A 25052-nucleotide genomic window follows, 5' to 3' on the forward strand; every position below is an offset into this window, starting at 1 on the left:
CCACAGGAGCCCCGGCCACCGCGCCGGGGCTTCGTCGCGTCCGGCCCGGCGCGAGACCATGGCTCCGGCCGCTACAGGGCCGCGGATTCGTCCAGTTCGCGGGCCGCCCGGGCGTAGCCGGCGGCCTGGGCCGCCTCGGCCTCGTTCGCCTGTTGCATGGCCTCGACGGTGGCGCGCATCTCGGTGCCGATGTGGTCGTAGTGGCGCTCGACCAGCTGCTCGAGGGCGGTCCGGAAGGTCTCGACGTCGGCCATCGCGCGGTCACGGAAGGCCGTGGCGTGGGCGCGGAGCTCCGCGAGACGCTCGCGTGCCGCCGCACCTGACCGACCCTGCCAGTTCGTCGCACCACCGACCGACTCGAGCCGGGCGGCCTCGGCCTGGACCTCCTCGGTGAAGTGCTCGAAGTCGGTGCGCAGCCGCGCGGTCATCTCCTGGATCTCGCCGGTCCACGCCGAGGTGCGCGAGTGCACCTGCTCGTAGACGGCGTGGGTCTGGTCGCCCACGTCTCGACTGGTCGTCGCCAGGTGCTCGATGTCGGCCAGGAGCCACCGATCAGGTCCACCATGATGTCCTCCGGGGATCGGGCCGCGCCGCTCGCGGCCGTCGATCGGAGCATAAACGTCGGGTGTTTTCGATGTTCTTCGTCGTCCACAGGTCCGGAACCGAGCCGTCCGTGATGGGCGTGGGCGCGCGCCCGCGACATCGGTTCAGGGGGCCAGCCACGCTCCGGCCGGCAGGTTGCGCACCACCGTGAACAGGGCGAGCAGGACGATCGCCCCGATCGACCATCGATTCGACAGGACGATCATCCGGTCCTCGACGCCCCGCCAGCGACGTCCCACCCAGGCAGCGAACGCCACGGCCAGCACGGCCACCAGCACCACCGCGAGCACGTTGCTGGACACGGCCGCGCCCACGTCACCGTGGGTCAGGTCGCCGATCGCCCGCAGGCCGCCACAGCCGGGACACCACAGCCCGGTGACGGCGTGGAACGGGCACAGCCCCCACGAGCCCACGACGTGGGGGTCGCGCAGGTGCAGGGCGGTGGCGATCCCGAGGCCGCCCAGGCCGACCAGGACAGGGTCGCGCAGGCCGGCCCACCTGCCCGGACCGGACGTCGGCGACGGTCGCGAGGAGTGGCTCACGTCCGGACCACCGAGGTGTCCAGCACCATGTCGTGCCACGCGCGGTTGCGCTCGTCCCACAGTGGCCACAGGTAGTCCAACAGGCACAGGCCGCCCAGGAAGCCGGCGACCAGCCACCGCGCCACCCCCAGCCCGACGCCGATCGGCTGCCCGTCGTCGGCACCCACGACCGCGATGTCGACCACGCCCTTGCCGATGCTCTGGCCCGTGGTCCCCTGGCGCCAGCCCAGGTTGAGCGCCGCGACCAGGATCGTCACGAGGTAGCCGACCAGCAGGATCCCGGCCCCCGAGCCGTCGCCGTCCAGCGAGGACGTCCCGCCCGCGACCAGGAGCGCGACAACGCTCGGGAGCGCCGCGACCAGCATGTCGAGGATCCAGGCGAGGGCACGTGCCCCCCACGTGGCCAGTTCTCGCTGCGGCGTCGACGGTGCGTCGGGCCGGCCCGGTGCCGCCGGAGGTGGCGGGGGAGGTGGTGGACTGGTCGTCATCGAGCGTGCTCCGTGACCTCGGGGACGCCGGGACCCCTACTCGCGACTGCGGAACACCAGGTGGCGGTCGTCGCTGCGCTCGGGCTGGACCCGGTAGCCCAGCGCGTCGAACTCGTGCAGGTCATCGACGGTCGCCGGGTCGTGTTCGGCGATCCAGCGGGCCAGGGCGCCCCGGGCCGCCTTGGCCAGCATGCCGAAGACGCGCCACGAGTCGTTGCGGAGGTTCTCGAACCGCACCTGCACCAGCGGCAGGCCGAGTTCGTCGGCGCGCAGCGCCGTCACGTACTCCTTGGAGGCGCCGTTGACGACGACCTCGCCCTCGTCGAGCTCGGCGGCCAGGGACTGGCCCAGCCGGTCGCCCCAGAACTCGTAGAGCGTGTCGCCCCGATCGGTGGACAGCTTGGTGCCCATCTCGAGCCGGTAGGGCCGCATCGCGTCGAGCGGGCGCAGGATCCCGTACAGGCCGGACAGGATCCGGACCCGGTCCTGGGCCCGCGCGATGGTGTCGACGTCCATGGAGGTGGCGTCGAGGCCGCGGTAGGTGTCGCCCGCGAACAGGAACATCGCGGGATGGGTGGGGGCGTCGTCGAAGGCACGGAAGCGCTCGACGTTGAGGATGGCCAGGTCCTCGGAGATGGACATCAGCGACGACAGGTCGGCGACGTCCATGCCACGGGCGATGTCCACCAGGGCGGCGGTCTCGTCCGGGAAGCGGGGCTCGGTGACCGCGTCGACGGGGTGGTCGCCCTCGTCGAGGCGCTTGGCGGGTGACAGCACGATCTTCATGCAGGGCATGGTAGGGGCCGCACGGCATGGTCGGGCCGGGCGAGGAACGTTTCGCCGAGGCAAGCGCGTGGCTGCCCGGGGCGGCACGCTGGTCGTCCAGCGACGACCGGGACCGACAATGACGACCGTGGGCTTCATCGGACTGGGCGCCATGGGCCGCCCGATGGCGGCCAACCTCGCCGCCGAGCACGAGGTCTACGTCCACAACCGCACGGCGTCGGTCGCCACCGAGCACGCCGCGGCCCACGGGACGACCGCGGTCGACCTCGCCGGACTGGCCCCGGTCGAGGTGGTGATCACCTGCCTGCCCACCACCGCCGAGGTCCTCGAGGTCGCCGACGAACTCGTCGACCACCTCGCCGACGGCACGCGGTGGGTGGACTGCACGTCGGGCGATCCGGCCGCGTCCGTGGCCCTGGCCGACCGACTGGCCGAGGACGGGATCACCTACCTGGACGCACCGGTGTCGGGCGGGACCGACGGTGCCCGCCAGGGGACCCTGACGATGATGGTGGGCGGGCCGGCGGAGGTCATCGAGGAGCTCGACCACGTCCTGGACCGGCTGGCCGAGCGGATCGTCCATGTCGGTGACGTCGGCGCCGGCCATGCCGTCAAGGCGGTCAACAACACCCTGCTCGCCGCGAACCTGTGGGCGGTCGGCGAGGGGTTGGTCACGCTCGCCCGCAGCGGGGTCGACGTCGGGCGTGCCCTCCAGGTCGTCAACCACTCGTCGGGTCGGTCGTTCGCCAGCGAGGTGCTGGTGCCGCAACGCGTGCTGACGCGCGAGTTCCCGGCCACGTTCGGGCTGGGCCTGCTCGCCAAGGACACGCGGCTCGGTCGCGACCTGGTCTCGGCGTCGGGCGCCCGGGCACCGGTCCTGCGACTGGTGACGGAACTGTTCCAGGTGGCCGCGGACGAGCTGGGCGACGACGTCGACCACACGGCCGCCCTCCGCCTGATCGAACGCTGGGCCGACACCGAGCTCAGCTGACGCCTGTCGGACCGGGGTGCGGGTCGTGGCGAGCGGTCACGGGGTCGGCCCGAGGTCCTTGGCGAACCAGTGGTCGGCATGGGGCTCGTCGTTGAACGCCGACACCTCGACCCAGCCGGTCGCCCGGTACAGCGCGATGGCCTCGACCAGTGCGGCGTTGGTGTCCAGCAACAGCCGCGCCACGCCGGCAGCCCGGGCCCGGTCCTCGAGCTCGCGCAGCAACCGTCGTCCCAGTCCCAGTCCTCGGGCGTCGGGTGCGACCCACAGTCGCTTGAGCTCGGCGGGGTCCTCGCCGTGGAACTTCAGTGCGCCGCACCCGACCGGTCGACCGCGCAGCCGCGCGACCAGCAGCAGCCCGTCCGGTGGCGTGAGCTGCTCGGGCGTGGTCGGCAGTGCGGCCGCCACGTCGAAGCCCCGCGGGAAGCGGGTGTCGAGGTCGGCGTAGTAGGAGGCCAGGCACCAGCGGGCGTCCTCGGAGTCCGGGTCCTCGACCGCCGTCGACACGAGGCTGGAGGTCAGCAGGCGCTCCACCGACGCCATGGCCGTGGCGAGCCGCTCGCGCTGGGCCGGGTCCAGTGGCGTCAGCAGGTCCCGGGCGAGGTCGTCGCTGCCCGTGTCGAGCACCTCGCGCTCGGCCCGTCCCGCCGCGGTCGGCGTGAGCACGCGGCGTCGGCGGTCGGCCGGGTCGGCGACGACCGCGACCAGGCCCTCGTCCTCCAGCATGCGCACCAGCCGACTGCAGTAGCCGGCGTCGAGGTCGAGCCGGGTCCGCAGGTCACGCAGGTCGGAGCCGTCGTCTGCGAGCTCCCACAGCAGTCGCGAGGCGCCGAGCGGGCGCCCTCGGGCGAGGTACTCGTCGTGCAGGGCGCCGACCCGCTGGGTCACGACCCGGTTGAACGACCGCACACGGGCGACCTGCCCCGCGTCGACCGCCTCGGCCGTGCGTGCCTCCGTCGTCATGCCTGACCTCCGTCAATGGTTGACGAGGGTCAGACAGTATCGCGCGCGGGTCTGGGCCACGGCGGGACGCGTGTGGCTGTTGTGTGTCGACCGACACGCTGGCTGTGTCAGCCCGGGCACGGACGACGGTGGTGGGGCCGGGCACCATGTCCTCACCGGCAAGGGGAAACGCCGGCGCAAGGGGCAAGGATGCGGGGAGCGGCCCCGGCCGGGACTCTTCAGGAGTCTCGGCCGGGGACTGGCGTCCCGGTCGATCAGGACCCGCAGGGGTCCACCGACCGCCGTGGGCTCAGCGGGCCGCCCGCTCGAGCGCGACCCGGTCCATGACCCGGATGCGGCCACGGGCCAGGGCGACCACCCCGTCGTCCTCGAGTGCACGCAGGACCCGGTTCGTGGTCGGACGGGTCGTGCCGGCCATGGACGCGAGGTCCTCCTGGCGCAGCGGGATCTCGACCGGCTCCCCGTCGCCCCCGTCGCCCCCGTCGTACACGCCGACCAGTTCGTCGAGGCGTCGTGCCACCCGCCGGTCGACGTCGTCGTAGAGCGCCTCGAGGAGCCGGTTCGTCAGCCGGTGGACGTCGCGCGACAGGAACTGCACGAGCAGGCGGTCGACCGAGGGGTGCTCGGCCCGCAGGCGGGCGAAGTCGTGGCGGAACAGGCAACGGGTGGTGACCGGCTCCAGCGCGACCACGCTCGCGGTGCGGCGGGTGTCGTCACCGAGCAGGGCCTGCTCGCCGAAGCTCTCGCCGGGCCCGAGCACCGCGACGGTCACGACGTCGCCCAGCCGGGTCGTGACCCGGATCGCGACCCGTCCCCGGTCGACCAGGTGGAGCGAGTCGCCCGGGTCGCCCTCGTGGAACAGGGTGTCGTGGCGGGCGTAGCGACGGCGGACCATGGTTGCGAGCAGGGCACGACGATCGTCGTCTCCCAGCCCGCTGAACACGCCGTGCTCCACGAGGTCGGCCTCCTCGCCCGTCGCCGACGTCCGGAATCCTATCCGCGGGACCCCGGCCCGATGCCGCCCGACCGGGGGTGGGACGCCCCGGTCGGCCCCCCCGAGACGGCCTCGCAGGGTCCGCAGCGTCAGACCCGGGCCAGCCAGTCGTCGGCGACGGTCAGTCGCCGCTGGAGGTCGCCCAGCGACGCCTCCCGGACCGAGGTGATCGCGGCCTCGCGGTTCAGGGCCATGTTGACGTCGCGGTGGGCCATGCCGGTCAGCCGCACCAGCAGCTCCACCCGGTCCGAGCAGGCCTGTCGCAGCTCGTCGCGTCGCACGGTCAACGGCACCTCGTAGGTCGTCCCGTCCGTCGTGAACCGCGGGGGTGGCAGCGGCAGCTCCACCTCGATGCCGCCGGGCTCGTCGTCGACGATCAGGTCCTCGCCGGTGCGGTCGTCGAAGACCCCGTCGGCGTCCTCCGAGGAGGTGGTCGCCGTGGCCGAGATCGCCTGGAACAACGACAGCTGGTCGTCGGGATCGTCCCGGACGGCGTCCAGCTCGACGTCGTCCTGGCGTCCGTCGTCGATCCGTCGGCGCAGGTGGTGGGTGCGGTGCTCGGCCAGGGTCGCGGCGTGGGCGCGCAACCGCGGGTCGTCGGGGACGAACCAGAAGGCCTTCTGTCGACGCTGGCCCGGCGTCCAGCGGACGACCCGGCCGACGGCCTGGCGGAAGAACAGCTCGGTGACCGTGGTCGTGGCGTGCACCCCGACCCGCAGGCGCGGGATGTCGACGCCCTCGGAGACCATCCGCACGGCCACGATCCAGGGGTCGTCGGTCCGGGCGAACGCCGCGATCCGGTCCGACGCCGTCGGGTCGTCCGAGGTGGCCACGACCACGTCGCGGCCGTGGCGGCGTCGCAGCACGCGCGCGATCCCGTGGGCGTGCTCGACGTCGATGGCGATGACCAGCCCGGCGGCCCGCGGGTCCGACCGGCGCATCCGGGCGAGCTGCTCGTCGGCCTGGCGCAGGACGTCGGGCAGCCACTCCGAGTCCAGGCTCAGTGCCGTGCGCAGCCGCTGGCTGGCCAGCGATCGGTCGAGCTCGTCGTCGAAGGTCGCGGCCAGGTCGACACCGTCGGGCGAGGTCCACTCCATGTGGCCGTTGATCCGGGGGAAGAACACGGGTCGCACGACCCCGCCCTCCTCCAGGGCGTCGCCGTAGTCGTAGGTGTGGTCCGCGACGGCCTGGTCGAAGTCGTAGGTGACGAACGGGATGGGGTTCTGGTCGGACCGGAACGGGGTCCCCGACAGGCTCAGCCGCCACGCGGCGTCCCCGAACGCCAGGGCCACGGCGTCCCCCCACGACCGGTCCGCCCCGGCGTGGTGGATCTCGTCGAAGACCACGGCGGCGTCGTGCAGGTGGGGCCGCATCGCCGCGGCCGCGGACGCGACCTGCTGGTAGGTCACCACCACGCCGTGGAACTCGCTGGGCCAGCCGTCGGCGGGCTGCCAGTCCACGGCCAGCTGCACGCCCAGCCGGTGCGCGGCGGTCGACCACTGCTGCTTGAGGTGCGACGTCGGTGCCACCACCACGATCCGCCGGTGCGGATGGCGGGCCAGGTCGCGGACGACGGCCGCCAGGGCGAAGGTCGTCTTGCCGGCCCCGGGCGTGGCGACGGCGAGGAAGTCGCGCCGGTCCCGGGTCTCGAAGGCGTCGAGCGCCGCCTTCTGCCACGTCCGCAGGCGCAGGCTCGTGGGCACGTCGTGGAGTCCTTCGGAAGCGGTGGGGTGGGGCGCGGCGGCCGATCGCCACCGCGGCGGGCCGCCGGCGACGGGTTGCCACGGCGGTGCATCGTGGTGGCCGGGTGCGACAGGGTGCCACCCCGACCCGACGCGTGCGGGACACGACGGTCCCCCCGGCACGACGGCGGGCGGGGCCACCGGATCCGGTGGCCCCGCCCGCGGGTCGTGCGTCGATCAGGTCACGGCGTGATCGTCACCACCGCGCCGTCCTCGGTCAGCGCCAGGATGGTCGCGTACAGCGTGCCGTCGGGGCCGATGTCGATCGCCCCGGGCAGCGGCACCTCGACGAACGGCGTGACCGAGCCGTCGGCGACGATGCTGATGCGGCTCTCGAACAGCTCGGCGACGTACACCGTGCCGTCGTCGGCCACGGCGAGGTCGACCGCGCTGCTCAGGCCACCGGCCACCATCGTGGCGTCGCCCGTCGCCGGGTCGATCCGCCACACGGACCCCGACCCGGGCAGCTCGGGTCCGCCGGGCAGGCTGGTCACCCACAGGTCGCCGTCGGGGCCGATCTCGACGTCGGTCGGGACCGCCTCGCCGTAGTAGGTCGCACCCAGCAGGCAGTCCGGCAGGCCGAAGCCCGCCAGCACCTCCTCGGTGATCAGGTTGGCGACCGGCGGCAGCACGGCCACGGTCGACACGCGGCCACGACGGTCGACGTGCACGACGTCGTTGCCGGCCGCGTCGGCCACGTACCAGCCGTCGTCGGCGATCGCGACGGCGTACGGGTGGGACTCCACGATGCCGGTGTAGGGCGGCGGGATCCCGAACTCGGGCGGGATGGTGTCCAGGCAGGCCTGGTCGACCCCCTGGAAGCTGTATGCCGCGTCGGCGTCCGGGTTGTTTGCCTCCTCGTACGCCATCGTCGAAGCGATGGTGCGCGTGGTGCCGTTCGGGCGCACGCCGTTCAGGCTGGCGTCGAGCGGTGGCGCCTCCTCGCCGGCGTTGCCGTCGAACAGCGTCTGGGTGTAGACGACCGTGCCCTTGCCGGTTGCGTCGAGTCCGGCGATCTCGCTGCCGGCCTGGTCGACCAGCGTGTGGGTGCGGCCCTTCTCGTCGATGGTGGTGAGCTGGCCCGAGAAGGCCTCGCCCACGTAGATGGTCCCGTCGTCACCGACCGCCAGTCCGAGCGGGCCGACGAGCCCGCCGGCGATCGGCTCCGAGACGACTGGGTCGGCGCTGGCGGGAAGTGCCCCCGCCAGCAGTGAGACCGCGACGAGTGACGTCACGGCCGTGGTGCGAATACGCGCATGCATGGTGGTTTCCTGCATCCGGGCACGGCTCGACCGTGGGCATCTGGCGCCCCTCGATGGTCCCCGCGCAAGCCCCGTGGTCCCCCTTGGACCCCGGTCCGCCCCATGGCAGACGGAGGAATGCTAACCACACGATCGTCAAGTTTGCACCTGCGCCCGGCCGTTTCGTGCGCCTCGCGCCCGGCCCGGTCCGGTCGGTCGGCAGCGAGACGGCACGCGTCTCAGCCGGCCAGGATCGCCTCGGCGGTGCGCCGCCCCGACACCAGCGCGCCCTGCAGCGAGGCGGTGTCACGGTGGTCGCCACACACCCACGTCGTGGCGTCGACGCGGACCGGGCGACGAAGCGTCACGAGGTCCTGCGGCTGCATGCGGGGCTGGGCGTGGGGGATGCGGTCGATCCGCAGTCGCTCCCAGTCGTCGACCTCGCCACCCCACCAGCCCCGCAACTGGGACCGGACCCGCTCGTCCAGGCGGTCGTCGCCGTCGTCGGGGATGCCGGTGACCGAGACCGACACCAGGTGGCGGCCGGGGGGTGCGTACTCCGGCGCGACGTCGCTCATCACGGCCGCGGTCGTGACCAGGCCACCCTCGCCGTCCAGCACCAGGTGTGGCGCACCGATCGGCGATCGGTCGGCCGCCCAGTACAGGGTCACCCCGCCCCGGTCGGCCGTGAGCACCTCGGTGCGTCCGTCGAGCAGCGCCGCCGCCGCGGGTGCCTCGGTCGCGACCACGACGTGGTCGGCCGTGACCCGGTCGTCGTCGACCAGCACGGCCCGGTCCTCCACGGCGGTGACGGGGGTGGACAGTCGGACGGCCCCGGGTGGCAGGGCGGCCGCGACCTGCTCGGGCAGGCGCTGCATGCCGCCGGCGGGCACCGCGACCTCGCCGTCGAAGAAGGACCGGAAGACCAGTTCGACGAACCGGCTGGACGTGGTCATGTCCGGGTCGAAGAACGTGCCCGCCACGAACGGTGCCAGGAACGAGCGGACGAGGCGATCCGAGAACCGTCGACGCCGGAACAGCTCCGCGGCGGTGGTCTGGGGGTCGGTCGCGAGCGCGTGGCCCGCACGGTCCTGCAGGCGGACCCGCCAGGCCAGCAGGGCCAACGCGTCCAGTGGGGTCGCCACGCCCAGGGCGGCCAGTGCCGACCGGGGCTCGCGGGTCGGGTCCGCGAGTCGCCGGAACCGTCCGTCGCGCCACACGGTCACCCCGGGCGAGAACGTCCGCAGGTCCAGCGCGTCCAGGTCGATGTCGGACTGCAGCTCCGGGTAGCCGGTCAGCAGCACCTGGAAGCCACGGTCCAGTCGGAACCCGTCGACCTCGTCGGTGCGGACCCGGCCACCGACGGCGTCGCCGGCCTCGAGCACCGTGACCGATCGCCCGGCCCGGACCAGGTGGCGGGCACAGTTGAGGCCGGCCAGCCCAGCCCCGACGACGACGACGTCGTGGTCGGCGCTCACGATGGGGTGCTCGACGTGGGGGAGTTCGGTGGGTGCGGCACGATCTCCTCGATCATCCGGTCGGTCGTCGCGGGGACGTCCCGGCAGGCTATGCCCCGGGCCCCCGGCCCGGCCGACCACCGGCCGGGGTCCTGCGTCGGTCGAGCCGGCGTGGTTGCATCGACGGCCCGACCGACGAGGAGCTCCCACGTGCGCGTGAACCTGATGATCGAGGGCCAGGAGTCGGTCACGTGGGACCAGTGGCGGGCGCTGGCCACGGCCACCGAGGAGGCCGGCCTCGAGGGACTGTTCCGCTCGGACCACTACCAGTCGGTCATGGGCGTCGACCAGCGCAGCTCCCTGGACGCCTGGGCGACCCTGGCAGCGCTTGGTCCGCTGACCGACGGCATCCGGCTGGGGACGATGGTCAGCCCGACCTCGTTCCGGCACCCGTCGGTGCTGGCGAAGCTGGCCGTGACCGCCGACCACACCTCCGGCGGTCGCGTCGAGCTGGGCCTGGGCGCTGGCTGGCACGAGATCGAGCACGTCACCCACGGGTTCCCCTTCCACGACGTCGGGACCCGGTTCGACGTCTTCGAGGAGCAGCTCGAGATCATCGCCCGTCAGCTGGGAGGTGAGTCGTTCGCGTTCTCGGGCGAGCACTACGAGCTGCACGACTCGCGGCCCCTCCCCGGCCCGGTCCAGGAGCGCCTGCCCATCATCATCGGTGGCAGTGCCAAGCCCCGCACCGTGCGCAATGCCGTTGCCTGGGCGGACGAGTACAACACGGTGGCGCCGACCCTCGAGCAGGTCCGTGAGCGGCGGGCGGCGATCACCGCGGCCAGCGAGGAGGCAGGACGTGACCCGCTGCCGTTGTCGGTCATGACCGGGTGCCTGCTCGGCGAGGACGAGTCCGAGGTGGCCGACCGTGCCGCCCGGTTGCTGGAGCGCGACGGCGGTGGCGACGACGTCGAGGCATGGCTGCAGGAGCGCCGCGCGACGTGGGTGGTCGGCACGGTCGAGCAGGCCGCCGAACGACTCGTGGACCTCGAGGAGGCCGGGGTCTCACGGGTCATGCTGCAGAACCTGCTGCACGACGACCTCGACATGGTGGCCCTGATGGGGCGCCTGGGCTGATCCCGGGGCATCCGTGGCCGGAGTGGTCAGCCGCGTTGGCTCAGCAGCACGTTGAGCACGACCTCGGCCTCCTCGGGCCCCTCCTGGGTGACCAGCTGGAGCTCGAGCTCGTCCCGCACCCAGGTCGCCGCGGCGCCGTCGCCCCTGGGCTGCACGTCCTCGACCACGTCCCAGCCGGCGTCGGCCAACTCGGGGAGGAAGAAGCGCTCGAACACGGCCTCGGGGTCGTCGTCCTGGACCCGGAACGTCTGTTGGATCGTGGTGCCCTCGGTGACCGGCGGGCCGGAGGGAGCTGCCCCCGACGGCAGCGGCAGCTCGGCCAGCGTGTTGCTCAGGACGCTGTTGGGCAGCGGGCTCGCGGCCGACGCCTCGGGGTCCTCCGGGACGTCCTCGGTCGGCAGGGGCGTGGCGGGTGTCGTCGGTGCCGCACTGGTGGCGGCGTCCGTCGTCATGGGCGTCGGGGTGGCGTCCTCGTCGTCGGCGGAGGTGGAGCAGGCGGCGACCAGCACGGCGCAGGTCGCGACGCAGGCGATCCTGCGGATGGACGGAGCGGGCATGGATGGTCTCTCGGGTGGAGGCTCGGCTGGCTCCCCAACGACGGTATGGGCGTCCATGCGGCGCCCGGGGCCCGATCGTGGGGGTTCGCGCCATCCGGCGGGGCGTCAGCCACCCAGGAAGGCCGTCAGCTCGGCCTCGTAGGCCGTCGGGTCCACGTTCCAGCCCCGGATGTGGCCCCCCGCGTAGGTCAGGACCGTCACCTGGTCGGGGTCCTCCAGCCCGAGCTGGCCGGTCGGTTCGTCCGGGACGGTGTGGTCGTCGTCGCCGTGCCAGGCAAGGATCGGCATGTCCATCTCGGCGAGCGCGTCGACGTGCTCGAGGTTGTCGAAGTCGGGTCCGCCCCGCAGTTCCGAGATCAGCTTCGTCGACACCAGCAACGGCCCGATGACCGGCTCCGGGATGCCGCGCTCGGCCGCCTGCAGTTCCAGCGTCGCCTGGATCGACAGCAGCGGGGAGTCCAGCACCGTGCGGGTGACGACCTCCGTCCCCGTGCACCGGCGCAGGCACGCGGCCACCACGCTGCCACCCTGGCTGTAGCCGTACAGGGTCACGGTCTCGACCTCGCGGTTCGCGGTGAGCCAGTCCAGCCAGGCCTGCAGGTCCTCCCACTCGCTGTCCCCGTAGTGCCCGAAGCCGTCCGGCGATTCCATGGCCTCGTTGTCGTTGCGGTAGGTGATCGACAGTGCGGAGTGGCCGAGGTCGCCGACCACCGTCCCGACCGTGCGCAGCGCGGTGGTGGGGGAGCCGCCCCGTCCGTGCACGTAGACGACCCAGTCGTCGGCTGCCTCGCCCGTGCCGGTGAACTCCCAGCCGGGGAGGTCGCCGAGTGGTCCGGGCGCGGTCACCTCGGTGACCGGCAGGCCGGTCGTCGTCGGGTCGTCGGGCCAGGCGTAGCTGTCCATGCTCCCGCGCTCGCCGGCCCCGGGCCAGCCGCCGGTCACCAGCTCACCGGTGCGCTCGACCTCGTCGCCGTCGATGGCCACCGGGGGGCCGGACAGGCGCACGTACCCCTCGGCGCCGTCGAAGCCCACGACCTCGTCGGCGCGCAGGTCGTCGACGGCCCAGTCCGGCGCCTCGTCGGTCGGTCGCAGGGTCAGGGTGTCCTCGCCGCTGTCGACCACCTCGATCGTGCGCGGCTCGGGATCGTCGCTGACCGCCGGCAGCAGTTGCGTGCTGTAGTACCAGCCACCCACGACCAGCAGGAGCAGGGCGATCACGGCGAGGTTGAGCACCAGCTTGAGCAGGGTTCGCATGCCAGGTCCCGACCGGTCGCGGCCCGGTCGGTTCGTGGTGCCCCCCCGGGTGTGATGGAGGATGCCCGCACGACGGCCCGCTGGCAACGCGATCGCCCGTGCCGACTGCCCGGGTCCGCGGCGACCTGTCCCTGTCACGGGCGATCGCGCGACGGCTAGGGTCGGTCGGCATGGACGATCCTCGGTGGCTCAGTGGGGAGCAGCTGCGTGCGTGGCGGCTGCTCGCCTCCGTGCTCGCCCTGCTCCCGGGTGAGCTCGAGGGGCCGCTCGCGCGTCATGGCCTGAACTACTACGAGTACTCGGTGATGGCCGGGCTGTCGGACCAGCCGGACCGGTCCCTGCGGATGTCGCAGCTGGCCGAGTGGTCCAACGGATCGCTGTCGCGGTTGTCCCACGTCGTGTCACGGCTGGAGAAGCGCGGGCTGGTCTGTCGTCGCCCCTGTCCCGAGGACGGCCGGGTGACCCTGGCGCAGTTGACCGACGACGGCATGGCGTTGATGGAGCAGGCCGCGCCCGACCACGTCGCGTCGGTCCGCCACCTGGTCTTCGACGTGCTCGACGACGACCAGGTCGCCGAGCTCGACCGGATCTGCTCGGCGATCACCCACCGGATCGGATTCGACGAGCCGCCACCGTGGGCGACGGATCGCAGCTGACCCCCGTGCCGACGTCGGTCAGGCCGCCACGGACGGGCGGGCCGGCGCTCGCAAGTCCTCGACGGCGGTGGGGAGGTCCGTCGGTGGTTCGAGCAACGGACCGTGCCGCCACCGTCGCAGCCAGTCGCCGATCGTGGCGACCGCCCGTCGTCGCGACGGCATGAACCAGTGGAAGAACCCCCATCGGGCCAGCCACCCGACCCAGCCGGTCAAGGTGACCCCGTACAGCTCGACCGCACCACGTCCGACCCCCAGGCTCGCAGCCTGCCCGAGCCCGGGGAAGCGGAACCGGCGGACGCGGCGGCCGAGGATCGTGCGGGCGATGTTGTCGCCCACCCGCACCCCGTGCTTGATCGCCCACAGGGCGTTGGGAGGGCACGGCCGGCCGTGCAGGACGTGCGGGACGGCCGCGGCGTCGCCGCCGGCCCACACGCCCGCGACCGAGGTCCGGAGCCACGCGTCGGTGACCATCCGCCCCCGGGTGTCACGCACGACGGACTCCGTCCCGGCCAGGGGGACCATCACCTGCCCGACCGTGGACAGCACGGTCCCGGCCGGCACGAGCTCGTCCCCGAGCAGCGCGCCGGTGCGCGTGACCCGCTCCAGGCGCGTGTCCGGACGGACCTCCACCCCCAGGTCGACCAGCTGGCGGGCGGCGTAGTCCGCGAGTCGGTCGAAGCGCGGGCGGACCTCCGGCAGCAGCGTGGGTCCGGCATGGGCGAGGACGACCCGGGCGGGCGTGGTCGCCAGCACCGGGTGGTCGGCCTCCGCCGCCCGGAACCGGGCGGCGACCGCCGCGGCCATCTCGACACCGGCGAACCCGCCCCCGGCGACGACCACCGTCAGCAGTCGGCGTCGTTCCTCCTCGTCGGTCGTGTCGGCCGCGCGCGCCACCACGTCGTGGAGGTGGAGGTCGGTCGCCCGCAGTGCGTGCTCGCCCTTGACCGAGTGACCGTGCTCGACCAGTCCCGGAAGGCTGGTGGCGTCGACCGACCCGACGCCGACCAGCAGGTGGTCGAAGGCCAGCGTGCGACGTCCGTGCCCAGTCGCGACCGTGACGGTGCGCGCCGCGAGGTCGACCCCTCGAGCGGTGCCGTGGACCAGCCGGGCGCCCGGCACGAGCTCGGCCAGCGGGGTACGGGTCCGGTCGTGGGAGACCAGGCCGGCCAGCACCTCGCCGGTCCAGCCGTGGAAGGCGTGGGTCGTGCTGGCCGACACGACGGTGATCCGCACCCGTCCCGCCCGCAGGTGGCGTCGGAGTCGACGCGCGAGCGCACGATGGCCCCACACGGCGGTGTAGCCGCCGCCGAGCACGACCACTTCGACCGGGTCCCCGGGGGTGGGGGCGGGGACGGGGACCGGTCGGGACGCGAGGCTGGCGGTCATCACGCCACCCCCGCGAGGGCCGGGGCCGAGGTCTGGGCCGGGGCCGGGCGCAGGGCGCGGTCGTGGCCGATCGACGGCTCGACGTGGTGCCCGAGTCGGGCGTGCGTGGCCGGCGCGCCGAAGGACAGGAAGTCACCGAGCCGGAACCCCAGGTGTCCGAAGTCCGCCGCGAGCCCCTGCATCGTGCGGGCCTGCGCCGGGGTCGCCCGGCCCACGCAGAAGTCGCCGTCGTGGTCGGCGAAGGCCAGCAGCATGGTCTCGCACAGGCAGGCGTAGGCATAGCCCTCCGGGACCCCGATGTCCGCGCGGATGTCGATCCCGTCGATCCTCGCCATGCCACCGTCGACGACCAGCACGTCGGGTCGCTCGTGCGCCAGGGCCGGGTCGGTGTTGCGGGGCTGGGTGTCGTCGAGGACCACGGCCCCGGGCTTGAGGTGCTCGGAGCGCACGACCGCGCTGGCCGCGCTGGTCAGGACGACCACCAGGTCGGCCGACCGGATCGCGGCGACGTCGGTGCTGGTGTCGACCCGCGCACCCGGGGCGGCCACGCGGACGCGGTCGGCGAGGTCGGCCAGGCGACCGCGGTTGCGGGCCACGAGGGTGTAGCGGGCCGCGAGGTCGTCGTGGGCGAGCAGTTCGGTGACGCAGTCGCCGACGCTCCCGGTCGCCCCGACCAGGGCGACGTGCGGCGATCGGAGGCCGGTCGTCGCGAGCAGGCGGACGATCCCCTCGTGGGTCATCGCCGCGGTGAAGGCGTTGCCGTTGGTCACCCCGACACCGGGCCGGGGTCGCAGCCTCGCCCCACCGCCGGTGACCGGGGAGGTGAGCGCGCCCAGGCCGACCACCTCGGCGCCCAGCGCCACGGCCCGGTCCATGGCCTGCTCGACCTTCGTGATCGTCCATGCCCGTCGTTGCGACAGCATCTGGCGCGCGCCGACCGGCACGGTCAGGACGTGTCCGACGAGTCGGTCGTCGAGGTCGCGGCGGTGCACGGTCCCCAAGGGCAGCGGGGGCAGCGGCAGGCGTCGCATCGCCCACTCCCACGCCGGGTCGGGGACCCGTCCCAGCGGTCGCCAGATCCGGGCCATGTCGGTGGCGACTTCGGCACGCGGATGGACGAGGAAGGCGAACGTCTTCATGATGGAGCCCGATGGGATGCAGGTGGGAGGGGGAGGTCAGCCATCGGGAGCAGCCTCGTCGCCTGCAGATACGTCACCGCGAACAGTCGTGCGGCCGCCCCGACGTGGGGCGGCCGCGGTCGTGCGAGCGGGGTGCGTCAGCGCCCCCCGCGCGGCAGGGGGATGACCGGACAGACGAACTCGCGCACGACCCCCGCGTCCACCGCGGTCCCGGCGTCCATCGCGGCCTGCAGTTCGGCGTCCGAGTCCAGCGCCCCGTCCCCGTCGAGGTCGCCTGCGGCCAGGGCGGCGTCGTAGCCGGACGGGAACTCGACTGCGTGGACCATCCAGCGGCCACCGGTGTAGTCGGTGTCGCCCGGTGCGGCGGTGGCGATGTTCATCTGGTGGCCACCGAGGTCGTAGATCGTGTCGTGGGCGTGGTCGGGTGCCCCCGTGTCGGACAGGTCGGTGGGCGTCCCCACGGTGCGGTAGGCCGTCCCGTCGACGTAGAAGGCCGGTCCGGGTGACACCCCGGCGACCGCGGTCCCTGCCCCGGCGAGCACGGCGACGGCCGTCGCCGCCCCGGCGATCATCGTGCGGATGCTCGTGTTCATGCGTGGCTCCTGCCAGTCGGTCCGACCGTGGTCGATCGGCTCGTCCACGAGTGAACGGACGGCCACCGCGGGAGTCGATGACGAGGTCCTTGCCCGATCCTTGCCGGTTCCTTTCCCGGCTGGCAGGGAAGGGGGTTCGCACCGTTTGGTGACCACCCGGACGACCCACCGACACTCCGGTGCCCTACGGTCGATCGTCCGGTCCGGCCACGTGCCGGACGCGACCTGTTCCATCACCCCATCCCATCACCCCGTCCCATCACCCCGTCCCATCACCCCGTCCCATCACCAGGAGGAAGCATGGCTGCCAACGACGTGCTGATCGACACCGAGGAACTCGCCGGTCGTCTCGACGACGACACCATCGCCGTCGTGGAGGTCGACGAGGACACTGACGCCTACGCCGCCGGGCACATCCCCGGCGCCGTCATGCTGCACTGGGTCGACGACCTCCAGTCCGAGTCGGGCCGCGACTTCGTGACCGGCGACGAGCTCGCCGAGCTGCTGGCGTCCCACGGGATCTCCGACGACCAGACCATCGTCCTGTACGGCGGCAACAACAACTGGTTCGCCGCCTACGCCTACTGGCTGCTCGCCTACCGCGGGGTGTCGAACGTGCGCCTGCTCGACGGTGGCCGCACCAAGTGGGAGCTGGAGGAGCGCGAGACGACCACCGACGTGCCGGACCCGTCGCCGGGCTCGTTCGCGGTCGGCGAGCCACGGCCCGAGCTGCGGGTGTTCCGCGACGAGGTCATCGCGGTCGCCGAGGCCGGTGACGGCTCGCTGGTCGACGTGCGCTCGCCCGGGGAGTTCTCCGGCGAGGTCATGGCCCCGCCGCACCTGCCCCAGGAGCAGCCCTACGTCGCGGGCCACGTTCCGGGCGCCAGCAACATCCCGTGGTCGACCGCAGCGAACGAGGATGGCAGTTTCAAGTCGGTCGACGAACTGCGCGAGATCTACGAGGGCGCGGGCATCGGGGCCGACGACGACGTGATCGCCTACTGCCGGATCGGCGAGCGCTCGTCCCACACCTGGTTCGTGCTGCACGAGCTGCTGGGCAACGACAACGCCCGCAACTACGACGGCTCGTGGACCGAGTACGGCAGCCTGGTCGGCGTGCCCGTCGAACTGGGCAGCTGACCCCCGCCAGGTCCCGGGGACCAGCCCGGCCGGGCGGTGGCGGTTCAGACCGCGCCGTCCACGCCGGGCACCGGGACCGTCCCCTCCGGCGGCGTGATCGTGCACGACCACGGCCCGGTCGGGTCGATGTCGGTGGGCACGGGCAGCGCCGGGTCCACCACCTCGGCGATGCCCATCATGCCGAGCTCGGCGTGCGTGACGAAGTGGCAGTGGTAGATCGCCGTTCCCGTGAAGTCCTCGAACCGGGTCCGGAAGGTGATGCTCCCCCCGTTCTTGTCCACGATGACGGTGTCCTCCCGGGAGGGTGAGTCCACCGGGATGCCGTTGACGTGGGTCACCTGGAACGGGTTGACGTGGATGTGGAAGGGATGGACCAGCCCCGTGGGGTTGTGGACCGTCCACTCCTCCACCGCGTCGAGCTCGCAGAGCTGGTCGACCCGCTCCGGGTCGAAGCGCTTGCCGTCGATCCCGAACCCGCCCGCCATGGTCATCGCGAGCTCGCGGCGGACGTCGACCGCGTGGTCCCGCAGGTCCTCCAGCGGTGACAGCAGGGGGTCCAGCCGCAGGGGACGACGGGCCGTGGTCGGACGGCCGCTGCACACGAGCGTGGCGAGACGCGCCTCCGGCACCACGACACCGAACCCGATGTCGTAGGGCAGGACCCGCAGGGCGGAGGAGCCGGGGTCCCCACCCCGGACCAGGACGTCGGCCCGCTGGCCCGACGCCAGCACCACCTCGTCGACCTCGACCGCCTGGCGGTAGGGGTTGCCGTCGGCGGCGACGCGGGTCATCGTGTGTCCGTCCAGCGCGACCCGGATCACGTTGTTGACCGACGTGTTGACGAGTCGCCAGCGCTGGACCTCGCCGGGCCGGATGTCGATCGTCGGGTCCAGTTGGCCGTTGACCAGGCGCACCTGGGCCGCCTGGCCGGAGGACAGCGCCGGCACGACCTCGCCGGAGTCGTCGAACTGGGTGGCGGTCAGGGCGAGCACGCGGTCGCGGTCGATGCCGATCGACCGCGGCTGCTGCTCACGCCCCTCCACCACCAGGACGCCGGCGAGTCCGGCGAAGACCTGCTGCGCCCCGGTGCCGTGGAAGTGGGGGTGGTACCAGTTGGTCCCGGTGTGGTGGTCATGCCGGATCGGGATCTCGTAGTCGAACGACTCGCCGGGGTCCACGCGGACGAACACGTTGTCGGCGTTGCCCTCGCCGGAGACGTGCAGACCGTGCGTGTGCAGGTTGGTCGGGGCGTCGAGCTCGTTGACCAGCCGCACCCGCAGCACGTCCCCGGGGTGCACGACCAGGGTGGGGCCGGGGAGCTGACCGTTGTAGGTCATCATCCGGTACCGGCGGTCACCGACCTGGACGCTGGTCTCCTGGGCCCGCAGGGTGACGTCGAGCACCCCGCCCCGGCTGCGCAACACCTCGGGTTCGTGCAGCGGGGTGGCGACGGCCGCGTGCGCGCGCCCGGGGTGCAGCGCGCTGCCGAGGGCGGCGCCGCCGGCCAGGCCGCCCGCGAGGCGCAGGAGGTCACGACGTGACAGCGTCGGGAGGTTCGATGGGCGCGCAGGGGTGGTCATCCATGGTCCGATCGGGCTGGTCGTCGTTCGACGGCCCTGGGATCCGGGGGTCCTCCCTGCACGCGCGGACCACCCCCAGCACCGCCCCGCGGCACGACCATAGGGGACTTCCGGGAGGACGTCTACGGACTTCTTGCAGATGCGCCCCGGAAGGTGTCACGGAGACGGGTCGGGGAGGAATGGCGTGCGGCACGTAGGCGGTGCCGGCGTTCGGGCTCCCGACGGAGCAAGAGCGGGTGAGGGGAATCGAACCCCCGTCACCAGCTTGGGAAGCTGGGGCTCTACCATTGAGCTACACCCGCGGTGGTCGCCGAGCCTATCGGGGTCGCTGCAGGCCCACCAACCGTCCCGGAGGCCACGGAGCGGTCCCGTCGGCCGCACCGACCGGACCACCTCCGTCCGAGCTTGCCTCCGCCCCTGACCAGCCCGAGGACCGCGCGTGATCCTGTCCGACCGCTCCATCCGGGCCGCCCTCGAGGCCGGCCACGTCGGCATCGATCCCCTGGGTGAGGACGCGATCCAGCCCTCGTCGGTGGACGTCCGGGTGGGTGGCTCGTTCCGGGTGTTCGCCAACCACCGCGTGCCCCACATCGACCCGCGTGAGGAGCAGCCCGAGCTGACCGACCTGGTCGAGGTCGACGACGACGAGCCGTTCATGCTCCATCCGGGCGAGTTCGTGCTGGGCTCCACGCTGGAGCGGATCACGTTGCCCGACGACCTCGTCGCCCGGTTGGAGGGCAAGTCCTCGCTCGGCCGACTGGGCCTGCTGATCCACTCGACCGCGGGCTTCATCGACGCCGGCTTCTCGGGCCACGTCACGCTGGAGCTGTCCAACGTCGCCACCCTGCCCATCGCCATCCACCCGGGCATGAAGATCGGCCAGTTCGCCTTCTTCCGCCTCGACGGACCCGCCGAGCACCCCTACGGCTCCGCGGGCACCACCTCGAAGTACCAGGGCCAGGAAGGCCCCACGGCGTCGCGCTCCCACCTCAACTTCCGGGCCGACTGAGTCGACCCACCGGGCGGGCCGCGCCACGCGTGGCCGCACGGACGGGGGTGAACCGGCCGGGTGGGGCGGGTTATCGTGTCCACACCCGACCAGGACATCCCGACCACCATGGCCGACTTCGACTTCGACGCGCACCGTGCCGTCCTGTTCGACCTCGACGGGGTGCTCACCGACACGGCCTCGCTGCACGCCGCGGCGTGGAAGCTGATGTTCGACGAGTTCCTGATGCGCTGGTCGGCCGACCACGGCCACCCCTTCGAGCCGTTCGAGGTGGACCCGGACTACCTCACCCACGTGGACGGGCTGCCGCGCTACGACGGGGTCGCCGCCTTCCTGGAGTCGCGCCGGATCGTGCTGCCCGAGGGCTCGGCCGACGATCCGCCGGACGCCGACACGATCCACGGACTGGGCACGCGCAAGAACGACCTGGTGCTGCGCCTGATGCACGAGCGCGGCGTCGAGCCCTTCCCCGGTGCCGTGCGCTTCGTCGACGCCGCCCGCGACGCGGGCCTGGAGACCGCGGTCGTGTCGTCGTCGCGCAACGCCGTCGCGTCGTTGAAGTCGGCCGGGATCTTCGACAGGTTCTCGGTGATCGTCGACGGCGTGGTCGCTGCCGGCCAGGGGCTGCCCGGCAAGCCGTCGCCCGACACCTACCTCGAGGGTGCCCGGCGCCTGGGCGTCGAGGCGGGCGAGGCCGCGGTCGTCGAGGACGCCGTGTCCGGGATCGAGGCGGGGCGCCTCGGTGGCTTCCGGACGGTCATCGGCATCGGTGAGGGGGACCAGGCCGGTCGACTCACCGAGGCCGGTGCCGACCCGGTCGTCGCGGACCTGGCCGACCTGCTGGACTGAACGACACGGACGTGGCGGCGGCCCGACGGGGGCATCGACCACCGCCTGACACAGCGAGGACACCCGCATGCTGCACCGCGAGATCGTCGGCCTGCCGACCACGGTCTACCCCGTGGACGAGTGGGCGCTGGTCGAGTGTGGCACCGACCCCGAGTACCTCGCCCGTGCCGAGACGATCTTCTCGCTGTCCAACGGCTACGTCGGGCTGCGTGGCGCGCCCGACGAGGGGCGCCCCCAGCACGACCTGGGCACCTTCGTCAACGGCTTCCACGAGACCTGGCCGATCAAGCACGCCGAGGAGGCCTTCGGCTTCGCGCGCACCGGCCAGACCATCGTCGCCGTGCCCGACGCCCGGCGCTTCCACCTCTACGTCGACGACGAGCCACTCCAGGTGGTCACCGCCGACATCGAGTCCTACGAGCGCCGGCTGGACATGCGCACCGGCGAGCTGGTGCGTGACCTGGTGTGGCGGACGCCGTCCGGCAAGCGGGTCCGGGTGCGCTCCCGGCGGCTGGTGTCGATGGCCCAGCGCCACCTGGTCGCGTTCCGCTACGAGGTCACCATGCTCAACGGCTCCGCGCCGGTCGTGATCTCGTCGCAGCTGCGCCACGAGGCCGCCACCGACGACTCGGGCCGGATGGTCGGCGACGTGTTCGACCCCTCGACCGACGTCGAGGTGGTCGGCACCGACGTGGAGGCGATCGTCGACCCGCGTCGGGCCGAGGCGCTCGGCGACGTGCTGGTCTGCGAGGGCCACGGCGTCGACGGTCGTCGCGGGGTGCTGCGCTACCGCGTGGCCGACTCGGGGATGACCCTGGCGTGCGGGATCGACCACCACCTGTCCGCCAGCGTGGCGATCGACGAGGAGTCGTTCAGCGACCGGGCCCGCGCCAAGACCGTGTTCTCGGGCGACCTCGGCCGGGGCGAGTCGTTGGTGCTGGAGAAGTTCGGGGCCTACGTCACCTCCCATTCGGCGCCCTCCAAGCGCCTCGCCGACCGGGTCCACCGCGTGCTGGACCGGGCCATGGACCGCGGCTACGACGACCTCGCCCGCGAGCAGGCCGCGTGGTACGACGAGTTCTGGGCCGCGGCCGACGTCGTCATCGAGGACAACCCGGTCGTCCAGCAGGCGGTGCGCTGGTCGCTGTTCCAGATCGTGCAGGCCGCCGCCCGGGCCGAGGGCACCGGGATCCCGGCCAAGGGACTGACCGGTTCGGGCTACGAGGGCCACTACTTCTGGGACACCGAGATCTACGTCCTGCCGTTCCTGACCTACACCCTGCCACGAGCCGCCCGCAACCTGCTGCGGTTCCGCTACACGCTGCTGGACGCGGCCCGGCGCCGGGCCCGGGAGGTCAACCAGGAGGGGGCGCTGTTCCCGTGGCGGACCATCAACGGCGAGGAGGCCTCGGCCTACTACGAGGCGGGCACCGCGCAGTACCACATCAACGCCGACATCGTCTACGCGATCCGCAAGTACGTCCGGGCCACCGACGACCACGAGTTCCTGATGGACGAGGGCGCCGAGATCCTGGTCGAGACCGCCCGGTTGTGGGTCGACCTGGGGTTCTTCCGCAACGGCGACCGGGAGTCGTTCCACATCCACGGTGTCACCGGCCCCGACGAGTACACCACGGTCGTCAACGACAACGCCTACACCAACCTGATGGCCCGGCTCAACCTCGACTACGCGGCCGAGGTGGTGGACCTGCTGCGCGAGGAGCGACCCGACCTGTTCGCCCGGCTGTCGCACCGGACGGGGCTGCGACCCGGCGAGGTCCAGACCTGGCGACGGGCCGCCGAGGCGATGCACGTGCCGCACGACGACCGGCTCGGGATCACCCCCCAGGACGTGCACTTCCTCGAGAAGGAGGTCTGGGACTTCGCGGCCACGCCACGCGAGAAGTACCCCCTGCTCCTGCACTTCCATCCACTGGTGATCTACCGACACCAGGTCCTCAAGCAGGCCGACATCGTGCTGGCGATGTTCCTCCTGCCGGGCGAGTTCGACCCGGAGCTGAAACGCGCCAACTTCGACCACTACGACCCCCTGACCACCGGGGACTCGTCGTTGTCGGCGTCGGTGCAGTCGGTGGTCGCGGCCGAGCTGGGCGACGACGCCCGGGCCCTGGAGTACTTCCGCTTCGGGCTGTTCGTCGACCTCGCCGACGTGGCCGGCAACGTCGCCGACGGCGTGCACGTCGCCGCGGCCGGTGGCGTGTGGCAGTCACTGGTGTACGGCTTCGCCGGCTTCCGCGACGACGGTGACGTGCTCGCGTTCAACCCGCGGCTGCCGTCGAACTGGCGTCGGATGTCGTTCGCGATCACCACCCAGGCCGGTCGGGTGCGGGTGGCCATCGGGCGGCTGGAGGTCACCTACACGCTGGAGGTCGGCGACCGGATGACGATCCGGCACCGTCACGAGGTGGTCGAGCTGGTGCCGGACGAGCCGGCCGTGCGCGACCTGACCGCGGGCGCACCCGACGCGCCGTCCTGATCGAGCGTCCCGGTCGAGCGCCCTGGTCGAGCGTCCTGGTTGGCGGTCGCCCGGCCGGGTCAGCGCAGCAGGGCCAACGACGCGGGGTCGTCGATCGGCAGGTCCCCGTCGAGCACGGCCCGCACCTCGACCGCGCCCATGTCGACCCGGCCACGCTGGACGGTCAGGAACGCCGTGTCGGCCGCGTCACGCCCGGTCGCGATCCGCACCATCGACGCCCGCGGGGCCAGCCGGGTCGCGTCGACCACGTGCCACTGGTCGTCGACGAACGCCTCCGCCACGGCGTGGAAGTCCATCGGTGACAGGCCCGGCGCGTAGGCCGAGGCCAGCCGGGCCGGGACGCCGAGGGCCCGCAGGAACGTGATGGTCACGTGGGCGTAGTCCCGGCACACGCCCGCCCGGCGCAGCCAGGTCTCCAGGGCGGAGTCGGTCGGCCGGGTCTCGGCCCCGTCGTAGTTCAGTGCCTCGTTGACCCGTGCGGCCACCGCGGCCGGCAGGTCCACGACGTCGTGGCCGGCGAACTCGGAGCCGGCGATCGCGGCCATCGCGTCCGACGGGCAGTAGCGGCTCGGGCGCAGCCCGACGACCCGGTCGAGCGGGCCAGCGTCCGGGAGCTCGCCGGGACCGGTCGTGGTCGCGTCGTAGACGACCGAGAGGTCGCCCGGTGGCACGGCCGAGACCAGGTGGAGGCGGGAGCCCAGCCAGTCGTGCTGCTCGACGACCTCGACCGGGGCGTCGTCGACGGTGACGACCAGGTCCTCGTCGGTGACCGGGACCCCGGCGGCCACGGCGACCGACACGACGAGGTCCGCCTCCTCGTGCACGGTGGCCGTGAAGGAGGAGTGGACGTGGCGAGGCGAGTCGATGGTGGGCATCGCGCAAGGATACGACGTCGGTCCGGGGCACCGATCCACGTCGATGGTGGTCATGCGCACGCGCCGTCGGGAAGGGACTCGCCTCACGACCGGTCGGGACACGAAACGACCCCCGCCGCAGGGGCGAGGGTCGCGTCCCAGCCGAGTCCCGGCCGGTCGAATGGGTGACCTGCGGCTCAGCGCCCGCCGCTGCGAGCCTGCTCCTCGCACGAGCTCCAGCCCTGGTGCTCGCCCTCGTTGTGGCCCTGTCCGGCGTTGGCCCGGACGTGGCTGGCGAAGTCGGAGTTTCCCGGCTCGCCGAGGTCGGAACAGTGGGCGGCGGCGGCGGGACCAGCGGCCAGGGCCAGCGTGCCGACGGTGACGGCGGCGGTCAGGAACGAGCGGACGGCAGTGGTGCGTGTCATGTGGATCTCCCCTTCGAAGGGCGTCGAGCGGTTCGGCGCCATGGGTGGTTCGGAGCCGCCACGGGCCGGGATTGGTCGGCATGACCGTCCGTTCGGGCCGTTGGCCCCTGCGGCCCCGGCCGGTCGGGCACCATGGGGTGGCACGACCCTGTCACCCGTCGAGTCGCCCGAA

The 25052-nt window shown here is 72.8% G+C and carries 24 protein-coding genes and 1 tRNA gene; 7 read left to right on the top strand and 18 right to left on the bottom strand.

The features are described 5' to 3' along the window. Nucleotides 1-71: 71 nt before the first annotated feature. The 4 genes from KR546_RS07985 to yaaA all read right to left on the bottom strand — a co-directional run bounded on the left by KR546_RS07985 (nucleotide 72) and on the right by yaaA (nucleotide 2428). A complete protein-coding gene (locus tag KR546_RS07985; RefSeq protein WP_238444180.1) occupies nucleotides 72-503 on the bottom strand; it encodes a hypothetical protein in 432 nt (143 codons plus the stop codon). A gap of 204 nt (nucleotides 504-707) precedes the next feature. Beyond that, entirely contained in the window at nucleotides 708-1145 is a 438-nt protein-coding gene (locus KR546_RS07990) for a DUF2752 domain-containing protein (RefSeq protein WP_238444181.1), read from the bottom strand. Continuing rightward, entirely contained in the window at nucleotides 1142-1633 is a 492-nt protein-coding gene (locus KR546_RS07995; protein WP_238444182.1) for an RDD family protein, read from the bottom strand. Before KR546_RS07995 ends, KR546_RS07990 begins: the two co-directional genes overlap by 4 nt. A gap of 36 nt (nucleotides 1634-1669) precedes the next feature. Continuing rightward, complete coding sequence (gene yaaA / locus KR546_RS08000) at nucleotides 1670-2428, bottom strand: peroxide stress protein YaaA (protein WP_238444183.1); 759 nt, start codon at nucleotides 2426-2428, stop codon at nucleotides 1670-1672. 109 nt (nucleotides 2429-2537) lie between these two features. Between yaaA and KR546_RS08005 the strand changes: the two genes are divergently transcribed. Next, the gene (locus KR546_RS08005) at nucleotides 2538-3410 is read left to right on the top strand and encodes an NAD(P)-dependent oxidoreductase (RefSeq protein WP_238444184.1); all 873 of its coding nucleotides are present in this window, start codon (nucleotides 2538-2540) and stop codon (nucleotides 3408-3410) included. Between the two features lie 36 nt (nucleotides 3411-3446). Here KR546_RS08005 and KR546_RS08010 read toward each other — a convergent pair whose 3' ends face one another. From KR546_RS08010 to KR546_RS08030, 5 genes are all read right to left on the bottom strand, one after another. After that, on the bottom strand, nucleotides 3447-4370 hold the full coding sequence (locus tag KR546_RS08010) for a bifunctional helix-turn-helix transcriptional regulator/GNAT family N-acetyltransferase (RefSeq protein WP_238444185.1): 924 nt from the start codon (nucleotides 4368-4370) through the stop codon (nucleotides 3447-3449). Between the two features lie 289 nt (nucleotides 4371-4659). Continuing rightward, nucleotides 4660-5325: a Crp/Fnr family transcriptional regulator gene (locus tag KR546_RS08015; RefSeq protein WP_238444186.1), complete on the bottom strand. Its 666-nt coding sequence runs from the start codon at nucleotides 5323-5325 to the stop codon at nucleotides 4660-4662. A 128-nt stretch (nucleotides 5326-5453) separates the two neighbouring features. Next, nucleotides 5454-7067: a DEAD/DEAH box helicase gene (locus KR546_RS08020; RefSeq protein WP_238444187.1), complete on the bottom strand. Its 1614-nt coding sequence runs from the start codon at nucleotides 7065-7067 to the stop codon at nucleotides 5454-5456. Nucleotides 7068-7288: 221 nt separating this feature from the next. After that, the gene (locus tag KR546_RS08025; RefSeq protein ID WP_238444188.1) at nucleotides 7289-8368 is read right to left on the bottom strand and encodes a ScyD/ScyE family protein; all 1080 of its coding nucleotides are present in this window, start codon (nucleotides 8366-8368) and stop codon (nucleotides 7289-7291) included. Nucleotides 8369-8586: 218 nt separating this feature from the next. After that, a complete protein-coding gene (locus KR546_RS08030; protein WP_238444189.1) occupies nucleotides 8587-9825 on the bottom strand; it encodes an NAD(P)/FAD-dependent oxidoreductase in 1239 nt (412 codons plus the stop codon). A gap of 189 nt (nucleotides 9826-10014) precedes the next feature. Between KR546_RS08030 and KR546_RS08035 the strand changes: the two genes are divergently transcribed. Further along, a complete protein-coding gene (locus KR546_RS08035) occupies nucleotides 10015-10941 on the top strand; it encodes an LLM class flavin-dependent oxidoreductase (protein WP_238444190.1) in 927 nt (308 codons plus the stop codon). Between the two features lie 26 nt (nucleotides 10942-10967). Here KR546_RS08035 and KR546_RS08040 read toward each other — a convergent pair whose 3' ends face one another. Together KR546_RS08040 and KR546_RS08045 are read right to left on the bottom strand one after the other, a co-directional pair. Continuing rightward, nucleotides 10968-11498, bottom strand: a complete 531-nt coding sequence (locus KR546_RS08040; protein ID WP_238444191.1) for a hypothetical protein — start codon at nucleotides 11496-11498, stop codon at nucleotides 10968-10970. Between the two features lie 105 nt (nucleotides 11499-11603). Next, a complete protein-coding gene (locus KR546_RS08045; RefSeq protein WP_238444192.1) occupies nucleotides 11604-12752 on the bottom strand; it encodes an alpha/beta hydrolase in 1149 nt (382 codons plus the stop codon). A 170-nt stretch (nucleotides 12753-12922) separates the two neighbouring features. Between KR546_RS08045 and KR546_RS08050 the strand changes: the two genes are divergently transcribed. Beyond that, nucleotides 12923-13408, top strand: a complete 486-nt coding sequence (locus KR546_RS08050) for a MarR family winged helix-turn-helix transcriptional regulator (protein WP_238444193.1) — start codon at nucleotides 12923-12925, stop codon at nucleotides 13406-13408. An 18-nt stretch (nucleotides 13409-13426) separates the two neighbouring features. On the opposite strand, the gene KR546_RS08055 is transcribed toward KR546_RS08050, so the two are convergent. The 3 genes from KR546_RS08055 to KR546_RS08065 all read right to left on the bottom strand — a co-directional run bounded on the left by KR546_RS08055 (nucleotide 13427) and on the right by KR546_RS08065 (nucleotide 16526). Beyond that, nucleotides 13427-14794, bottom strand: coding sequence for an NAD(P)/FAD-dependent oxidoreductase (locus tag KR546_RS08055; protein WP_238444194.1), 1368 nt, complete (start codon nucleotides 14792-14794; stop codon nucleotides 13427-13429). Further along, the gene (locus KR546_RS08060; RefSeq protein WP_238444195.1) at nucleotides 14794-15933 is read right to left on the bottom strand and encodes a semialdehyde dehydrogenase; all 1140 of its coding nucleotides are present in this window, start codon (nucleotides 15931-15933) and stop codon (nucleotides 14794-14796) included. The genes KR546_RS08055 and KR546_RS08060 overlap by 1 nt, the downstream gene beginning before the upstream one ends. A gap of 137 nt (nucleotides 15934-16070) precedes the next feature. Then, nucleotides 16071-16526, bottom strand: a complete 456-nt coding sequence (locus tag KR546_RS08065; RefSeq protein ID WP_238444196.1) for a hypothetical protein — start codon at nucleotides 16524-16526, stop codon at nucleotides 16071-16073. A 300-nt stretch (nucleotides 16527-16826) separates the two neighbouring features. Between KR546_RS08065 and KR546_RS08070 the strand changes: the two genes are divergently transcribed. After that, entirely contained in the window at nucleotides 16827-17666 is an 840-nt protein-coding gene (locus tag KR546_RS08070) for a sulfurtransferase (RefSeq protein ID WP_238444197.1), read from the top strand. A 44-nt stretch (nucleotides 17667-17710) separates the two neighbouring features. Here KR546_RS08070 and KR546_RS08075 read toward each other — a convergent pair whose 3' ends face one another. After that, nucleotides 17711-19246, bottom strand: coding sequence for a multicopper oxidase family protein (locus KR546_RS08075; RefSeq protein ID WP_238444198.1), 1536 nt, complete (start codon nucleotides 19244-19246; stop codon nucleotides 17711-17713). A 231-nt stretch (nucleotides 19247-19477) separates the two neighbouring features. After that, a tRNA-Gly gene (locus KR546_RS08080) sits at nucleotides 19478-19548 on the bottom strand. A 137-nt stretch (nucleotides 19549-19685) separates the two neighbouring features. On the opposite strand from KR546_RS08080, the gene dcd reads away from it, so the two are divergent. The 3 genes from dcd (at nucleotide 19686) to KR546_RS08095 (ending at nucleotide 23601) form a co-directional block, all read left to right on the top strand. Beyond that, nucleotides 19686-20255 (top strand): dCTP deaminase, encoded by a 570-nt coding sequence (dcd, locus tag KR546_RS08085; RefSeq protein WP_238444199.1) that lies wholly within the window; start codon nucleotides 19686-19688, stop codon nucleotides 20253-20255. Nucleotides 20256-20363: 108 nt separating this feature from the next. Further along, complete coding sequence (locus tag KR546_RS08090) at nucleotides 20364-21104, top strand: HAD family hydrolase (protein ID WP_238444270.1); 741 nt, start codon at nucleotides 20364-20366, stop codon at nucleotides 21102-21104. 67 nt (nucleotides 21105-21171) lie between these two features. Further along, nucleotides 21172-23601: a glycoside hydrolase family 65 protein gene (locus tag KR546_RS08095; RefSeq protein ID WP_238444200.1), complete on the top strand. Its 2430-nt coding sequence runs from the start codon at nucleotides 21172-21174 to the stop codon at nucleotides 23599-23601. A 59-nt stretch (nucleotides 23602-23660) separates the two neighbouring features. On the opposite strand, the gene KR546_RS08100 is transcribed toward KR546_RS08095, so the two are convergent. Beyond that, a complete protein-coding gene (locus KR546_RS08100) occupies nucleotides 23661-24476 on the bottom strand; it encodes a transglutaminase-like domain-containing protein (RefSeq protein WP_238444201.1) in 816 nt (271 codons plus the stop codon). A 176-nt stretch (nucleotides 24477-24652) separates the two neighbouring features. Next, nucleotides 24653-24880 carry a hypothetical protein gene (locus tag KR546_RS08105; protein WP_238444202.1) on the bottom strand — a complete coding sequence of 76 codons (228 nt, stop codon included), beginning with the start codon at nucleotides 24878-24880 and terminating at the stop codon, nucleotides 24653-24655. Nucleotides 24881-25052 lie beyond the last annotated feature (172 nt).

Source organism: Salsipaludibacter albus (genome assembly GCF_019798055.1).
GTDB lineage: Bacteria > Actinomycetota > Nitriliruptoria > Nitriliruptorales > Nitriliruptoraceae > Salsipaludibacter > Salsipaludibacter albus.

Bases quoted from the DNA above. Each gene is read 5' to 3' on its own strand.
- KR546_RS07995 (WP_238444182.1), bottom strand. From the start codon at position 1,633: ATGACGACCAGTCCACCACCTCCCCCGCCACCTCCGGCGGCACCGGGC.
- yaaA (WP_238444183.1), bottom strand. From the start codon at position 2,428: ATGCCCTGCATGAAGATCGTGCTGTCACCCGCCAAGCGCCTCGACGAG.
- KR546_RS08005 (WP_238444184.1), top strand. From the start codon at position 2,538: ATGACGACCGTGGGCTTCATCGGACTGGGCGCCATGGGCCGCCCGATG.
- KR546_RS08010 (WP_238444185.1), bottom strand. From the start codon at position 4,370: ATGACGACGGAGGCACGCACGGCCGAGGCGGTCGACGCGGGGCAGGTC.
- KR546_RS08025 (WP_238444188.1), bottom strand. From the start codon at position 8,368: ATGCATGCGCGTATTCGCACCACGGCCGTGACGTCACTCGTCGCGGTC.
- KR546_RS08040 (WP_238444191.1), bottom strand. From the start codon at position 11,498: ATGCCCGCTCCGTCCATCCGCAGGATCGCCTGCGTCGCGACCTGCGCC.
- KR546_RS08045 (WP_238444192.1), bottom strand. From the start codon at position 12,752: ATGCGAACCCTGCTCAAGCTGGTGCTCAACCTCGCCGTGATCGCCCTG.
- KR546_RS08050 (WP_238444193.1), top strand. From the start codon at position 12,923: ATGGACGATCCTCGGTGGCTCAGTGGGGAGCAGCTGCGTGCGTGGCGG.
- KR546_RS08055 (WP_238444194.1), bottom strand. From the start codon at position 14,794: ATGACCGCCAGCCTCGCGTCCCGACCGGTCCCCGTCCCCGCCCCCACC.
- KR546_RS08060 (WP_238444195.1), bottom strand. From the start codon at position 15,933: ATGAAGACGTTCGCCTTCCTCGTCCATCCGCGTGCCGAAGTCGCCACC.
- KR546_RS08065 (WP_238444196.1), bottom strand. From the start codon at position 16,526: ATGAACACGAGCATCCGCACGATGATCGCCGGGGCGGCGACGGCCGTC.
- KR546_RS08070 (WP_238444197.1), top strand. From the start codon at position 16,827: ATGGCTGCCAACGACGTGCTGATCGACACCGAGGAACTCGCCGGTCGT.
- KR546_RS08075 (WP_238444198.1), bottom strand. From the start codon at position 19,246: ATGACCACCCCTGCGCGCCCATCGAACCTCCCGACGCTGTCACGTCGT.
- KR546_RS08090 (WP_238444270.1), top strand. From the start codon at position 20,364: ATGGCCGACTTCGACTTCGACGCGCACCGTGCCGTCCTGTTCGACCTC.
- KR546_RS08095 (WP_238444200.1), top strand. From the start codon at position 21,172: ATGCTGCACCGCGAGATCGTCGGCCTGCCGACCACGGTCTACCCCGTG.
- KR546_RS08100 (WP_238444201.1), bottom strand. From the start codon at position 24,476: ATGCCCACCATCGACTCGCCTCGCCACGTCCACTCCTCCTTCACGGCC.
- KR546_RS08105 (WP_238444202.1), bottom strand. From the start codon at position 24,880: ATGACACGCACCACTGCCGTCCGCTCGTTCCTGACCGCCGCCGTCACC.